Source organism: Cloacibacterium sp. DMC96 (assembly GCF_056313765.1).
On record NZ_JBQUZQ010000001.1, the window covers coordinates 975,767 to 990,950 of the forward strand.

Sequence of the window (15,184 nt, forward strand, 5' to 3'; positions counted from 1 at the left end):
TTTCGACATTCGAAATTCAAGATAATTTATTTATTCTTCTTCTTTTTGCTTAATGGCAGAACTGTCTACCACGAGAATGAAAATTTCTTCATTTTTCTTTTTCATAAAATAATTTTCTCGCGCAAACTTTTCTTTTTCTGCTTTGTTATTCATGAGCTTTTTGTAGAAAGCATCATTTTTATGATATTCTGACTTGTAATACGAGAGTTGTTCTTCGTATTTGTCTATTTCTTTGTTTAAATCTTTGATGACTAACCAAGATGTGGAATCAAAAAAAATCATCCATACCAAAAAAAGAAAAATGGTAATAAAATATTTATTGAGAAGGTATTTCTGCACGAAACGCCAACTCGGAGATTTTTTCTGAATATCTTTAATTAGTTCCTTCATTAATAGGCTTTTTTAAGAGAATTGTTAATGACTGTAGAAAGAAAATCAATAGCTACAGAATTTTTTCTCATGTTAGGAACAATAAGGTCTGCTTCGTTTTTAGAAGGTTCTATAAACTCTTGGTGCATTGGTTTTAGCGTAGTTTGATAACGGTGAAGAACTTCGTGTAAATCTCTGCCGCGTTCTTGTGTATCACGTTTGATTCTTCTGATTAATCTTTCGTCTGAATCTGCATGTACGAATACTTTAAGGTCAAATTCCTTTAAAAGTTCCTGATTGGTCAAAACCAGAATTCCTTCTACAATTAAAACGTTTTTAGGCTCTACAGTTACGTGATCTCCAGTTCTAGAATGCGTAACGAAAGAATACAAAGGCTGTTCTATGTTTTCTCCTCTTTTAAGTGCTTTTACATGTTTTACCAATAATTCAAAATCTATTGATTTTGGGTGGTCATAATTTAGCGCTTCTCTTTCTGAGAGCGATAATTGGTGATTATCATGGTAATAATTGTCTTGAGAAAGTACATTTACACCTTCTGCATTCAATTGTTGCAAAATATTATTCACTACGGTGGTTTTACCAGAACCAGTTCCACCTGCAATACCTATTACTAACATTAAAAATATATTTTTTACAAATTTAGCTAAATTCCTAAATAATTGGTTGATTGATGCGTTCTTTTTTGGTCTGAAACCCTATTTTTTCAGATGTTCTTCTTCATTTGAAATTCCAAAAATATAATATACTACAGCTTGTACTCTTGCGAGAAATTCTCTAAAGTGATTTCTGTAATAACTCTGATATTTAGTAACGTCTTGGGCATCAAATCCTAATGCGTTCATACCAATGTTTCTTGCAAAAAATAAAGCTCTAAGGTTATGAAATCCTTGTGAAACAATGATTACGTTTTTTTGTTGGTATTCATTTTTGCATCTGAGAATGCTTTCGCGGGTATTAAAACCTTTTGGGTCTTCTAGAATAATGTTTTCGGGAACTCCACCTTGATAAATCAAGAAATTTTTCATGGCTTTTGGTTCGTTATAGCCTTTACTTTTTTCGCCACTTACAATGATTTTTTTGATTTTTCCATGATGATAAAGTAGCGCAGTAGCATCCATTCTAGAAATAAAATAAGGATTGGCATTTCCTGCCATCGTTTTGGGAGAAGTTCCTAAAACCAAAGCTACTTCTCTTGGCGGAATTTTAGAAATTTTAGTATACGTTCTTCCTTCGGTGAGAGAAAATACCCAGAAGTTTGCCAATATCATCAGCAAAAATCCTATTTCTATCAACAAGAAAAATTTTTTAAATATGTCTAAAAGGATTCTCAATAAAATAATTCTAAATTCGTTGGTAACAAATATATCAAAAGAAGCATTTTGATTTTATTATATTTGTAAAATCGACTCAATAATCAATTCCATAACAAAAATAAACAATTAATATTTATGAAAAAATTAATCTTTTCCACACTTATATTAACCGCACTATTTTCTTGTAAAAAGAACGAAGCTCCAGATCAATTAACAGAAGAAACAACCACTGAAACAGTAGATAGCTCAGCTGTAACTCCTGCTAATGCTTTGCCTGAAGTAAATCAAGAGCAATTAAAAGCAATGGTTGCCCCACAAAAAAATGACACCATTTATGTAACCAATTTCTTTGCAACTTGGTGTGGACCTTGTATGAAAGAGATTCCGCATTTCAAAGAAAAAATGGAAGAACTAAAAGGAAAACCAGTGAAATTTACTTTTGTAAGTGTAGATGCTAAAGAAGATTGGAACACCGCTGTAAGTGATTTTGCAGATGAATATGATATCAGAAAAAATGTAGTTCTTTTTGATGCCTCTATGATTGCACCAGATTATTTCACGACTATTACCAAGACTTGGGACGGTGGTTCTATTCCTTTTACCGTGATTAAAAAAGGGGATAAAGAAATAGAAACAGTAGGAATGATGAGCAAAGAAGATTTAGATGCAAAACTAAATTCTTTTAAATAAAATATTTCTCTCGCAGATGGGGCTGATTAAGCAGATGAATAGACTCAAAAAAATCTGCAAAATTTGCAAAATCAGCGAGAGTTTTCTTTTTCATAGATTTTTTTAAATTAAATTTGTGAAGTTTTTAAATAAAATCTGTGAACAATAAAACCTTCCAAACCATTCTTATTTTCCTATTTTCATTGGTGGTGATTACGATTCTCATCAATTTAAATATAGGCTTTATAAAACTAGGTTTCGTAGATTTTATTGACGCTAATGCTCAGAACTCACAAATTGCAGAACTCAGAATGAATCGTGTTTTAGCAATGTTTCTAGCGGGCGTTTCTATTCCTACTTCTGGTTTTCTTTTGCAAGAATATTTTCAAAATCCTTTAGCTGGACCTTCCGTATTAGGAATTACTTCAGTGGCGAGTTTAAGCGTAGCTTTTTATATCTTCTTTTCTCAAGATTTTACTTTACCAGAATTTTTGCAAAATGGTTTCATCAGTATTTCCGCCATTCTTGGAAGTCTTTTGTTAATGACCATTTTACTCGTTTTTTCTAGAAAATTTCAAGATAAATCATATTTGATTATTTTTGGCTTCTTGGTTTCTGCTTTAGCAGGAGCAGTAGTTTCTATTCTACAGTTATATGCAGAAAATCAAAGTCTGAAAAACTATATTTTATGGAGTTTTGGTGCGAATAATCAAGTGACCAGAAATCAACTTTGGGTGCTATTCATTGTTGTATTAATTGGATTGTTTTTAAGTTTCAAAAGCATAAAACCGCTCATCGGGAATAGTTTAGGAAATCAATATGCTAAAAGTTTGGGTGTAAATTTAGAGCAACTGAAATATTTTGTCATCATTGCTTCTTCCCTACTTTCTGCATCTGTTACGGCGTTTTTAGGGCCAATTTTGTTTATAGGAATCGTAGTTCCTCATTTTAGCAGAATGATTTATTCGCCAGCGAAATTGTGGCAACAGTGGATTTTGAACATGATTCTGGGAGTTTTTATTATGGAGTTTTTCTCTATTATTTCAGAGATTTCTCAATTCCCAATTAATGTTATTACGAGTTTATTTGGAGTTCCAGTTATTCTGATGATGATTTTGAAGAAAAAATAAATGAATAATTTTCCCGCAGATTTCGCAGATTTTATATGAATAAAAATATATCTTTAAAAAAAATAATTATTGCAAATATCTCATTATTTATAATAAGTTTTTTGTTGATGAAATTTTCAGATTTTTATAGGTTAAATAAAGAATGTCATTGGATTTATCAATATGCTCATATTTGGTGGATGTTTTTTGCCCTTCCTATTTCTATGATTTCATCATTAATTTTACCTATTTTATATTTTAAAAAATTTGGTTTAAATGTTTTATGGATTTTATTGGGTATAACACCTATTATATTATTTATCACTATACCTTATCAAATTGAAAGAATACATTCTGTTCTTAAAAATATTTGGACAGTAATCAACTAATAATTTGCGAAATCTGAGGGAAACAAAAATTATGTTTTTACAAATAAAAAATACAACAATTGGTTACCAAAAACCTCTTATTTCAGAGGTTAATGCGTCATTGGATTACGGTGATGTTTGTTTGCTGATTGGTAATAACGGCGTTGGTAAAACCACACTGATTAAAAGTATTCTTCATCAAATTTCCACATTAAATGGTGAGATTTTGATACATCAAAAAAATATAGAAAAACTTACAGATAAAGAAATTGCAGAACAAATAGCAGTGGTTTTTGCGAAGTCTCAAATTCCCACAAATTACACCACAGAAGATTTAATTTCACTTGGAAAATTCATTCATTTGCCTTTTTATTATCAGTTAGAAAATGAAGATGTAGAACATGTTAACAGCATTATTTCTCAGTTAAAGCTAGAAGAATATAGAAATATTCAGTTGCAGAAATTGTCAGACGGCAATCTTCAAAAAGCCTTTATTGGAAGAGCTTTAGCACAGAATTCTCCTATGATTATTTTAGATGAACCTACAACTCATTTAGACGAAGAAAATAAAATCATCATCTTAAAATTGTTGAGAGATTTGGCTAAAAACCACAATAAAATCATTCTTTTTTCTTCTCACGATTGGCGATTGGCTAAAGAATTTGCTGATAAAATTTGGTTTATTAATGACCAAAATCTCCAAGAAGGTTTGGCGGAAGACATTCTCTTGAAGAATGATTTATTGACCAATCCTCGACTTTTTACCATCAATCAAGACTTTGTTTCACCTGAAATTATAGCTCCATTTTTAGAAAAAGAAATGTTGTACTCTGCTTTGCAAAAAAACTTTAAAAGAGACCTTTCTGGTTTTAAAATAGAATTTCAGGGTGCATTTTGGGAGATTTTTTACCAAAATAATAGGTTTTCTTGTCAATCTATTGACGAAATACTGTTATCAATTAGAAATTGCTTATAATCAGCGTTTTTCGTTTGAAATTTCTCATTTTCTATTTAGCTCTATTATTCTTTACATAATAAATAATTGTCACATAATCAATAAGTTATCCGTTTGTAATAAAAAATACTATGCACGCATAGTATTTTTTTTATATTTGCTATGCACGCATAACATTTTTTAAAAATGGAAACTAAGACTAAAGAGAAAGTAGAAAATGTAGACTTAATGCTTAAATCAGTTTGGTTGGCAGTGAGTAAAATGTACTCCGAACAAGCTTCTATGCATAATTCTACGGCTGTACAAGCTTTAACGCTACTTAAAATCGATCCTAAAGAAGGAACAAGAAGTACCAATCTTGGTCCTAAAATGGCTATTGAACCCACTTCTTTGACGAGAATAATTAAGCTTTTAGAAGATAATGGTTATATCTACAAAGAAAAAACAACTTCTGATAAAAGAGAAGTAATTATTAAACTTACAGACAAAGGACTTAAATCTAGAAACCTTTCAAAAGAGGTAGTAGTAGGATTTAATAAAAAAGTGGTAGAAAAAATAGACCCAGAGAAATTCGCTGTTTTCAAAGAAGTCATGGGAGACATTTTGAAAATTGCTAATGATATGAACAATAAAAAATAAACCTATATTTATAATGAAAAGACGAATTAAACACGTTACAGTTCTTGGTTCAGGAATTATGGGAAGCGGAATTGCTGCGCACTTTGCAAACATTGGCGTAGAAGTTCTCCTTCTTGATATTGTTCCGTTTGAATTAACAGAAGCTGAACAGAAAAAAGGTCTTACCAAAGAAGACAAAGCAGTACGAAACAGAATTGCTACAGAAAGTTTGGCAAAATTAGTAAAAGCCAGTCCTGCTCTACTTTATAAAAAGGAGTTTGCAGAAAGAATCTCTGTAGGAAATTTTGATGACGATTTGCAGAAAATCAAAAATACAGATTGGATTATCGAGGTGGTAGTAGAAAGATTAGACATTAAAAAGTCTGTTTACGAAAAAATCGAACAATTCCGTAAACCTGGAACTTTGGTGTCTTCTAATACTTCTGGTATTCCAATTAATATGTTGGTAGAAGGAAGAAGTGATGATTTCAAAAAATATTTTGCAGGAACGCACTTCTTTAACCCGGTAAGATATTTACCGCTTTTAGAAATTATTCCTACCAATGACACCGATGCTGAAATCGTGAAATTCTACATGGAATATGGCGCTAAATTCTTAGGAAAAACTACTGTTTTAGCAAAAGATACTCCTGCCTTCATCGCGAACAGAATTGGAGTTTTCTCGATGATGAATTTACTTCACAATGTAAAATCTATTGGTCTTAATGTAACTGAAGTTGATAAATTAACAGGTCCAGTAATTGGTCGTCCAAAATCTGCAACTTTCAGAACTGCAGACGTTGTAGGTTTAGATACTTTGGTTCACGTGGCAAACGGAGTTCACGCTTCTGGTGTAGAAGATGAACAGTTCAAAGGAACTTTTGTTCTTCCAGATTACATCAATATGATGATGGAAAACAAATGGTTAGGTTCTAAAGCAGAACAGGGTTTCTATAAAAAAGTGAAAAATGCTGATGGAAAATCAGAAATTCACGGTCTTAATTTAGATTCTTATCAATACGAAAATCAAGGAAAAGCAAATTTTGCAACGCTTGAACTCACTAAAAATATTGATAAGCCAATTGATAGATTCAAAGTTTTAATTGGTGGAAAAGATAAAGCAGGAGAATTATACAGAAAATCTTTAGGAGCACTTTTCGCTTATGTTTCTCACAAAATTCCTGAAATTTCAGACGAGCTTTATAAAGTAGACGATGCTATGAAAGCTGGTTTCGGTTGGGAAAATGGTCCTTTCGAAATTTGGGATGCTGTAGGTGTTCAAAAAGGTATTGAATTGGCTACAGAAGCAGGTTTCACAGTTTCAGAATGGGTAAAATCAGTAGAATCTTTCTACAAAGTAAATGAAGAAGGTCAAAGCATATTCTTCGACAAAAATTCTGGAAATTACAATAATATTCCTGGTCAAGAAGCTTTCATTATTCTTGATAATATCAGAAAAAATAAAACATTGTGGAGCAATTCTGGTTCTGCAATCCAAGATTTAGGAGACGGAATCATCAACTTCGAGATTCGTTCAAAAATGAATTCTCTAGGTGGTGAAGTTCTAGATGGTTTAAACAGAGCTATTGATTTAGCAGAAAAAGAATACGATGGTTTAGTAATCGGAAATCAAGGTGCTAATTTCTCTGTGGGAGCTAATTTAGCGATGATTCTAATGATGGCAATCGAACAAGATTGGGATGATCTGAACATGGCAATTGCTTACTTCCAAAAATCGATGATGAGAGTTCGCTACTCTTCTGTTCCTGTTGTGGTTGCTCCTCATGGATTAACTTTGGGTGGTGGTTGCGAAATGACCATGCATGCTGATAAAGTAGTTGCTGCTGCAGAAACTTACATCGGTTTAGTAGAAACTGGAGTTGGTGTAATTCCTGGAGGTGGTGGTACTAAAGAATTTGCTTTGAGAACTTCTAAAGAATTCGCGGCTGATGACGTGAAAAACAACAGAATGCGTGAAGCTTTCATGAATATCGCAATGGGTAAAGTAGCAACATCTGCTCACGAAGCTTATGATATGGGTATTCTACAGAATCACAAAGATATTGTTGTAGTAAACAAAAACCGTCAAATTGCTGAAGCGAAGAAAGTAGCTAAACTAATGGCAGAACAAGGTTATACTCAACCAATTCAGCAAAAAGTAAAAGTTCTTGGTCAAGGCGCATTAGGTATGTTCTATGTAGGAACTGACCAAATGGTAACTGGAAATTTCATTTCTGAACACGATAAAAAAATTGCAGATAAATTGGCTTATGTAATGGTAGGAGGTAATCTTTCTGAGCCAACTGTAGTTACAGAACAATATTTATTGAATCTTGAAAGAGAAGCTTTCTTACAATTATGTGGTGAAAGAAAAACACTAGAGAGAATTCAGTATATGTTACAAAAAGGTAAACCGCTTCGTAACTAGAGGTTAGAATTTAGATATTAGAATTTAGATGAAAGCACATCGTTTACAAGATTTACAAATTTGGAAAAGATCTATGAGTCTAGTTAAAGAAATTTATCTCATTACTCAAGATTTACCTTCTGAAGAAAAATTTGGTTTGATAAGTCAAATCAGAAGATGTGCAGTATCTATTCCTTCTAATATCGCTGAAGGAGCTGGCAGAAATAATGTTAATGAATTTATTCAATTTTTAGGAATTGCTTCAGGTTCTGCATATGAATTAGAGACTCAATTAATTCTATTGTTTGAATTAAATTTTAAAACAGAAAAAGAAATTTCTGCCCTATTAAACGAACTTTCTGAAATACAGAAGATGATTTATTCTTTTAAAACAAAATTAAAAAACGGTTAGTTGTTTTTCTAACTTCTAACCTCTAATTTCTAAAATCTAAATTATGAAACAAGCATATATAGTAGCAGGTTACAGAACAGCAGTGGGTAAAGCTCCGAAAGGAAGTTTAAGATTTACCAGACCAGATGTAATGGCTGCAAAAGTGATAGAGAAATTGATGGCAGATTTGCCACAATTAGATAAAGATAGAATCGACGATTTAATCGTTGGTAATGCAATGCCAGAAGCAGAACAAGGCTTAAACGTTGCTCGTTTAATTTCTTTAATGGGGTTAAATACCGATAAAGTTCCAGGAGTTACCGTAAACAGATATTGTGCATCTGGTTCTGAAGCGATTGCGATTGCTTCTGCTAAAATTCAAGCAGGAATGGCTGATTGTATTATTGCAGGAGGTGCAGAAAGTATGTCTTTCATTCCAATGGGCGGTTATAAACCAGTTCCAGAAAGTCATTACGCAAAATCTAACCCAGATTATTATTGGGGAATGGGTTATACTGCAGAAGAAGTAGCTAAGCAATATAAAATTACAAGAGAAGAACAAGACCAATTTGCTTTTGAATCTCATCAAAAAGCTTTGAAAGCTATTGCTGAAGGAAAATTTGCAAAACAAATCGTTCCAATTCCTGTAGAATATAATTTCTTAGATGAAAACCAAAAAGTTCAAACCAAAAAATTTGATTTCTCAGTAGACGAAGGTCCTAGAGCAGACACTTCTGTTGAAGGTTTGGCAAAATTAAGACCAGTTTTTGCAGCTGGAGGTTCAGTTACCGCAGGAAACTCTTCTCAAATGTCTGATGGTGCTGCTTTCGTAGTAGTAATGTCTGAAGAAATGGTAAAAGAATTAAACCTTGAGCCAATTGCAAGATTAGTTTCTTATGCAGCTGTTGGTTTAGAGCCAAGAATTATGGGAGTTGGCCCAATCTACGCCATTCCAAAAGCGTTAAAACAAGCAGGGCTTTCTCTTCAAGATATTGGTTTAATTGAATTGAACGAAGCCTTTGCTTCTCAGTCAGTTGCGATTAAAAAAGAATTGGATTTAAACCCAGAAATTTTAAATGTAAATGGTGGAGCTATCGCTCTTGGTCACCCTCTAGGTTGTACAGGAACTAAATTGACGGTTCAACTTCTTGACGAAATGAAATTAAGAGGCGTGAAATACGGAATGGTTTCTATGTGTGTAGGAACAGGACAAGGCGCAGCTTCTGTAATCGAACTTCTTTAAATCGTAGAAAGTACAATGTACGATGTACAATGTATCTTTTAAAATTTCAAAAAAATAAATTAACCAAATGTACTTTGTACTTTATACATTTTACATTATACAGAATAAAAAAATAATAATATGAGCACATTAAAAGGAGGAGAATTCCTAATAAAAGAAATAGAAGCTAAGAATATCTTCACGATGGAAGATTTTTCTGAGGAACAAAAAATGCTTCGCGACTCTGCAAGAGAATTTATTGACAAAGTTGTAGTTCCTAACAAAGAGCGTTTCGAGAAAAAAGACTACGCATTTACTGAAGAGTGTATGAAACAAATCGGTGAAATGGGATTCTTAGGAATCGCAGTTCCTGAAAATTACGGAGGTCTTGGTCTTGGTTTTGTATCTACTATGATTTCTTGTGATTACCTATCTGGTGCAACTGGTTCATTGGCAACTGCTTATGGAGCACACACTGGTATCGGTACCCTTCCTATTCTATTATACGGAACTGAAGAACAAAAACAAAAATATTTACCAGATTTAGCAGCTGGAACTAAATTCGGAGCATATTGTTTAACTGAGCCTGATGCTGGTTCTGATGCAAACTCTGGAAAAACAAGAGCTAAATTGTCTGAAGATGGTAAACATTACATCATCAACGGACAAAAAATGTGGATTTCTAACGCAGGTTTCGCAGATACATTCACATTCTTTGCTAAAATAGATGATGACAAGAATATCACTGGTTTCGTAGTAAACAGAAGTGAACTAGAAAATCCTGAAAGCCTTACTTTCGGCGAAGAAGAGCATAAACTAGGAATTAGAGCTTCTTCTACTCGTCAGGTTTTCTTCAATGATATGAAAGTTCCTGTAGAATGTCTTCTTGGTGAAAGAAACAATGGTTTCAAAATCGCTTTAAATGCATTAAACGTAGGTAGAATTAAATTGGCTGCTGCTTGTTTAGATGCACAGAGAAGAATTTTCAACCTTTCTGTAAACTATGCAAACGAAAGAAAACAGTTCAATACTCCAATTTCTACTTTTGGAGCAATTAGAAAAAAATTAGCGGAAATGGCTACTGCTACTTTCGTTTCAGAAGCTGGTTCTTATAGAGCGGCTCAAGATATTCAAGATAAAATTGATGCTTTAGTTGCAGGTGGAATGTCTCACCAAGAAGCAGAATTAAAAGGTGTGGAAGAATTCGCGGTAGAATGTTCTATCCTAAAAGTTTATGTTTCAGACATCGCTCAAAAAGCAGCAGATGAAGGAATTCAGATTTTTGGAGGTATGGGATTCTCTGAAGATACACCAATGGAAGCAGCTTGGAGAGATGCTAGAATTTCTAGAATTTATGAAGGAACAAACGAAATCAACAGACTTCTTTCTGTAGGAATGTTGGTGAAGAGAGCTTTCAAAGGCGAAATTGATTTAATGTCTCCTGCAATGGCAGTTGGTAAAGAATTAATGGGAATTCCTTCTTTCGAAACGCCTGATTATTCAGAATTTATGTCAGAAGAAAAAGCAATCATCGCTAACCTTAAGAAAGTTTTCTTAATGGTTTCTGGTGCTGCACTTCAGAAATACATGATGGAGATTGAAAAACAACAACACTTGTTAATCAATGCTTCAGAAATTTTAAACCAAATTTACATGGCAGAATCTGCAATTCTAAGAGTGGAGAAAAACTTCGGTCCAGATTCTATAGAAGCAGCAATGGCTCAATTGAACCTTTACAAAGCGGTAGAAGCTGTAATTGCAGCTGCTAAAGAAGGAATTGTTTCTTTCGCTGATGGAGATGAGCAAAGAATGATGCTTTCTGGTTTAAGAAGATTTACAAAATACACCAATCAGCCAAACGTAATCGCGTTAACTGAGAAAATTGCTAAGCATTTTGTAGAGAAAAATTCTTACTAAAATTTGTTAATTCAACTATACTTAAAAACCGCTTCAAATTTTTGAGGCGGTTTTTTGTTTAACCAGAAGAAATTAAATAAATTTGATAATGTTTAAAATCAAAAAACATTATTTTGACGGAATAGATAAAAACGGAAATGCTATTATTATTTATGCCGCCGAAATGTCTTTTTTAGGATTAAAAATTCCTTATTCTTCTTATATTACATCTAATTCAAAAGGTATTTTTGAAAAAGCGTTTCTTAAGAAAGGTCAATTAATTAATCAGTCCAAATTAACTTTTCTCTTGAATGATAGTTCTCAAATTTTTGGAAATTGGGAGAAAATAGATGAAGGATTTTCTGAAAATTTACATGAAATAAACGGTAAAATGCTTATTTGGAATTGCCATCATCCAAAAGCTAATTTTGAGGTAAGGTGTGAAGAATTTTTCTTTTCTGGATTAGGATATGCAGAAACTTTAGACCTAAATTTCGCTCCTTGGAAATTGCCTATTTCAGAATTAAAATGGGGTAGATTTTTATCTGAAAACAATACTATTGTTTGGATAGAATGGCTAGGAAAGAAACCATTGAAAAAAGTATATTGGAACGGTAAACTACAAGAAAATGCAGAAATTACAGAGTTGGGAATTACATTTGAGAACCAAGAAACTAAGCTCATATTTGAAAATCCACAAATTATAAAAGATGAACCATTGCTGAAAATTGCCAATCGTTTTCCTTTTTTAAAAATATTTTTCAGTAAACAATTTTTACAAACACAAGAGACCAAATATAAATCAAAATCAATTTTTCTTCACCATAATGAAAAAGAATTGGGCTGGTCTCTATACGAAACAGTACTATGGAAAAGTTCAAATTAATTATTTCAAAAATTATTTATGGAAGTGTGTTTTGCTTACTACTTCCCTATTTGTTAATTTTTTGGGCCAAATCTACTTCAAAATTCATTACCCTTCCCACTCCAGATTTAGGTAGTTTTAGTCTAATTATTATTGCTTTAGGTTTTATTATGATTGTTATGGCAATGTACAATCTTTGGAAAAAAGGCAAAGGTTTACCTATGAATGCTTATCCTCCAGAAAACTACGTAAAAAGTGGACTGTATTATTTTTTTCATCATCCTATTTATGTAGGTGCAGTAATTTTTTCAATAGGAATTTCTCTGTTTTTTAAATCTTCATCAGGTTTATGGTTAATCTCTCCTATTTTTATCTTACTGATATTGGCTTATGTTATAGGATTTGAAAATGAAATTATTTCCAAAGCTTTTAACCATCAAACCCATCATACATTTTTTGATTTTCCACAAAATAATGTTGAAAGATTATCCATTAAAAATAAATTACTCATTTATGTTTGGGTGTATTTTCCTTGGTTTTTGATCTATGAGATTTTTATTTTTTTAGGAGTTCCTAAAGATGCTGTTTCTACAGAAATTATTTTAGATAAATACATTTCATTAGTAGATTTTACAGTTATTTTTTATGTATTGGTTTATCCTCTTTCTCTTTTAATTCCTTTTATTCTGAAAACTAATAAAGAGGCAAGAGAATTTATTTTTGACATTATTGGAGGAATGATTTTAATATTTTTCTGCTATTTGGTTTTTCCATTTATAGTGAATTATGAAACAATCAGTCAAGATAATTTATTTTTAAAAGCAATTGCTTTAGGAAGAGAAACAGATGGACAAACGGCGGCATTACCTTCATTTCATGTGTTTTGGGCTTTGATAATTTATAAATATTTTAGTAAAATTTTTCCGAAAAGTAAAATTTTATTCTTCCTAATTTCAATTTTAATTATCATCAGTTGTCTCACCACAAAAAACCACACCATTTTAGATGTTTTATTCGGAATCATAGCTTATTTTGTCGTAATTAATCGCGAATTAATCTATTTAAAATCAATTCAATTTTGTGAAAAAATATCAAACAGTTGGCAAGAATGGCGTTTCGGAAAAATAAGAATCATCAACCATGGTTTTTATGCAGCAATTGGTGGTTTTTTTGGCTTTGTAATTATGGGTTATTTTTTGCCTAATCAGCTTTATATTATCTATATCATTGGCATTGCTGGTTTTGTAGGAGCTGGACTTTGGGCACAGTTTGTAGAAGGCTCTCCCATGTTATTGAGACCTTTTGGCTATTATGGAAGTGTTTTAGGAATTGCATTGACTTTATTGTCAATCATTATTTTTACAGATTTAAATTTCTGGTTTCTTTTAGGAATTTCATGTTTAGCAGCATGTATCATTCAGTTTTTTGGTAGATTTAGATGTTTGGTACAAGGATGTTGTCATGGTAAACCTACAGATAAAGTTTTGGGAATTAAATTTTGCCATCCTAAATCCAGAGTAAATAAAATAGCGCATTGGAAAGGAAAAAATCTTTATCCTACTCAATTTTACTCTATTGTTTCGAATTTTCTTACATTTTTAATACTCTTAAGATTTTATCATTTAGAAATGCCAGCTTCTTTTATTGGTGGGATGTATTTTATTTTAAATGGTATTTTCAGATTTGTTGAAGAATCTCTTAGAGGTGAGCCACAAACTCCTTATTTTATGGGAATGAGAGTATATCAGTGGTTAGCAATTTTGTCTATTCTTATGGGAATTGCTTTCACTTGTGTAAATGCAGGTAAACTACCAACTGGAACTCTCGATTTTCATTTATTTTTCAATGCATTTTTATACAGTTTGTTGGTGCTTTTTGCTTATGGAATTGATTTTCCAGAAAGTAATGTAAGATTTTCAAGACTTACTCAATAATAAAACCGCTTCAAAATTCTGAAGCGGTTTTTTGTTTATTTAAGAAACGATTTTATATTCTGAAAATAAATTTCGTTGATAATTTTTCGGAGTAATACCTTCAAAAGTTTTAAAGGTTTTGATGAGATGATTGGTATCAGAAAAACCAGTCGCAAAAGCTACTTCTTTAATGCTTTGGTTTTCTTTGAGCAATTCTTTAGCACGTTTTATTCTTTGCTGAAGAATATATTCATTGGGTGATGTTCCGAGCTCGTATTTAAAAAGTTTAAAGAAATTAGATTTACTTACGAAAGCCAATTTTGCCAAATGTTCAATACTTAATTTTTGATGCAGATTGTTTTTAATATAATCTATGATAAAAGCCAGTCTGTTTGAAGTTTTCAGTGTTTTGTAATCGTTTTCAATGAGTTTTCCTGCTTGAGTTTGCATGAGTCTTACCAATAATTCTTTCAACGCCAAATCTGCCATAATATCCTTATTCATGTTATCTTCCATGGCAATTCTCATGAGATTATTAGTTGCAGAAGCCAGCGGTAAACTGTTAAACAGATAAAATTCTTCGCTAGAAATTCTCCAGCAAGTGCTTTCATCTACTTTCATTAATTTGGTATTGAGATAATGCAAAGATTCTTCTACAAAATCTGGACTGAAACTTAATGCAATACATTGCGAAGGAGTTTCGTCTGCCTCTGGAAAATCGATGACCATTGTTTCACCGGGAGAAACTAAAACCGTTTCACCAGGAAAATAATCAAAATACTCAGATTTATTTTCCAATTTCATGTGCTTTTTTCCTCGTAACATCGCTGTAAAAGTCAAATCATTAAACTTTAGTTTAACATCTTCTGTCTTCTTGTGTGTTTCGTATAAAGAAAATTCACAATTATTTAAAGTAAATGTTGTCTTGTTTTCTATTATATTTTGTAATTGCTCATGTCCCGTTAATTCAGGCGTATAGAGCAAATGTTTGTCTTCTCGTATCATAAACTATGAATGATATTTTTGATAAAATAATCAATTTGCCTAAATATATAATAATTTTTCAAT

At 32.0% G+C, this 15,184-nt stretch carries 15 protein-coding genes; 11 read left to right on the forward strand and 4 right to left on the reverse strand.

Features of this window, described 5'->3' with window-relative positions:
• Window positions 1–30 precede the first annotated feature (30 nt).
• From ACT53I_RS04345 to ACT53I_RS04355, 3 genes are all read right to left on the reverse strand, one after another.
• Complete coding sequence (locus ACT53I_RS04345) at window positions 31–390, reverse strand: FtsB family cell division protein (protein WP_069798999.1); 360 nt, start codon at window positions 388–390, stop codon at window positions 31–33.
• Window positions 390–1,007: a uridine kinase gene (udk, locus tag ACT53I_RS04350; RefSeq protein WP_213189146.1), complete on the reverse strand. Its 618-nt coding sequence runs from the start codon at window positions 1,005–1,007 to the stop codon at window positions 390–392. Before udk ends, ACT53I_RS04345 begins: the two co-directional genes overlap by 1 nt.
• A gap of 78 nt (window positions 1,008–1,085) precedes the next feature.
• Window positions 1,086–1,721, reverse strand: coding sequence for a SanA/YdcF family protein (locus ACT53I_RS04355; RefSeq protein ID WP_165785761.1), 636 nt, complete (start codon window positions 1,719–1,721; stop codon window positions 1,086–1,088).
• 117 nt (window positions 1,722–1,838) lie between these two features.
• Between ACT53I_RS04355 and ACT53I_RS04360 the strand changes: the two genes are divergently transcribed.
• From ACT53I_RS04360 to ACT53I_RS04410, 11 genes are all read left to right on the forward strand, one after another.
• Window positions 1,839–2,393, forward strand: coding sequence for a TlpA family protein disulfide reductase (locus ACT53I_RS04360; RefSeq protein ID WP_476078579.1), 555 nt, complete (start codon window positions 1,839–1,841; stop codon window positions 2,391–2,393).
• A gap of 137 nt (window positions 2,394–2,530) precedes the next feature.
• Entirely contained in the window at window positions 2,531–3,502 is a 972-nt protein-coding gene (locus ACT53I_RS04365) for an iron chelate uptake ABC transporter family permease subunit (protein WP_476078580.1), read from the forward strand.
• 35 nt (window positions 3,503–3,537) lie between these two features.
• Complete coding sequence (locus ACT53I_RS04370; protein WP_213189149.1) at window positions 3,538–3,870, forward strand: hypothetical protein; 333 nt, start codon at window positions 3,538–3,540, stop codon at window positions 3,868–3,870.
• Window positions 3,871–3,901: 31 nt separating this feature from the next.
• Complete coding sequence (locus tag ACT53I_RS04375; RefSeq protein ID WP_476078581.1) at window positions 3,902–4,825, forward strand: ABC transporter ATP-binding protein; 924 nt, start codon at window positions 3,902–3,904, stop codon at window positions 4,823–4,825.
• Window positions 4,826–4,990: 165 nt separating this feature from the next.
• Window positions 4,991–5,443, forward strand: coding sequence for a MarR family winged helix-turn-helix transcriptional regulator (locus ACT53I_RS04380; protein WP_069798987.1), 453 nt, complete (start codon window positions 4,991–4,993; stop codon window positions 5,441–5,443).
• A gap of 13 nt (window positions 5,444–5,456) precedes the next feature.
• Window positions 5,457–7,850, forward strand: coding sequence for a 3-hydroxyacyl-CoA dehydrogenase/enoyl-CoA hydratase family protein (locus ACT53I_RS04385; RefSeq protein ID WP_476078582.1), 2,394 nt, complete (start codon window positions 5,457–5,459; stop codon window positions 7,848–7,850).
• 28 nt (window positions 7,851–7,878) lie between these two features.
• Window positions 7,879–8,241: a four helix bundle protein gene (locus ACT53I_RS04390; protein ID WP_213195970.1), complete on the forward strand. Its 363-nt coding sequence runs from the start codon at window positions 7,879–7,881 to the stop codon at window positions 8,239–8,241.
• Between the two features lie 43 nt (window positions 8,242–8,284).
• Window positions 8,285–9,463, forward strand: a complete 1,179-nt coding sequence (locus ACT53I_RS04395; RefSeq protein WP_476078583.1) for a thiolase family protein — start codon at window positions 8,285–8,287, stop codon at window positions 9,461–9,463.
• A gap of 120 nt (window positions 9,464–9,583) precedes the next feature.
• Window positions 9,584–11,359, forward strand: a complete 1,776-nt coding sequence (locus tag ACT53I_RS04400; protein ID WP_476078584.1) for an acyl-CoA dehydrogenase family protein — start codon at window positions 9,584–9,586, stop codon at window positions 11,357–11,359.
• Window positions 11,360–11,447: 88 nt separating this feature from the next.
• Window positions 11,448–12,224 (forward strand): hypothetical protein, encoded by a 777-nt coding sequence (locus ACT53I_RS04405; RefSeq protein ID WP_476078585.1) that lies wholly within the window; start codon window positions 11,448–11,450, stop codon window positions 12,222–12,224.
• A gap of 50 nt (window positions 12,225–12,274) precedes the next feature.
• The gene (locus ACT53I_RS04410; RefSeq protein ID WP_476078586.1) at window positions 12,275–14,137 is read left to right on the forward strand and encodes a prolipoprotein diacylglyceryl transferase family protein; all 1,863 of its coding nucleotides are present in this window, start codon (window positions 12,275–12,277) and stop codon (window positions 14,135–14,137) included.
• Window positions 14,138–14,176: 39 nt separating this feature from the next.
• On the opposite strand, the gene ACT53I_RS04415 is transcribed toward ACT53I_RS04410, so the two are convergent.
• The gene (locus ACT53I_RS04415; protein ID WP_104794048.1) at window positions 14,177–15,121 is read right to left on the reverse strand and encodes an AraC family transcriptional regulator; all 945 of its coding nucleotides are present in this window, start codon (window positions 15,119–15,121) and stop codon (window positions 14,177–14,179) included.
• Window positions 15,122–15,184: the final 63 nt, after the last annotated feature.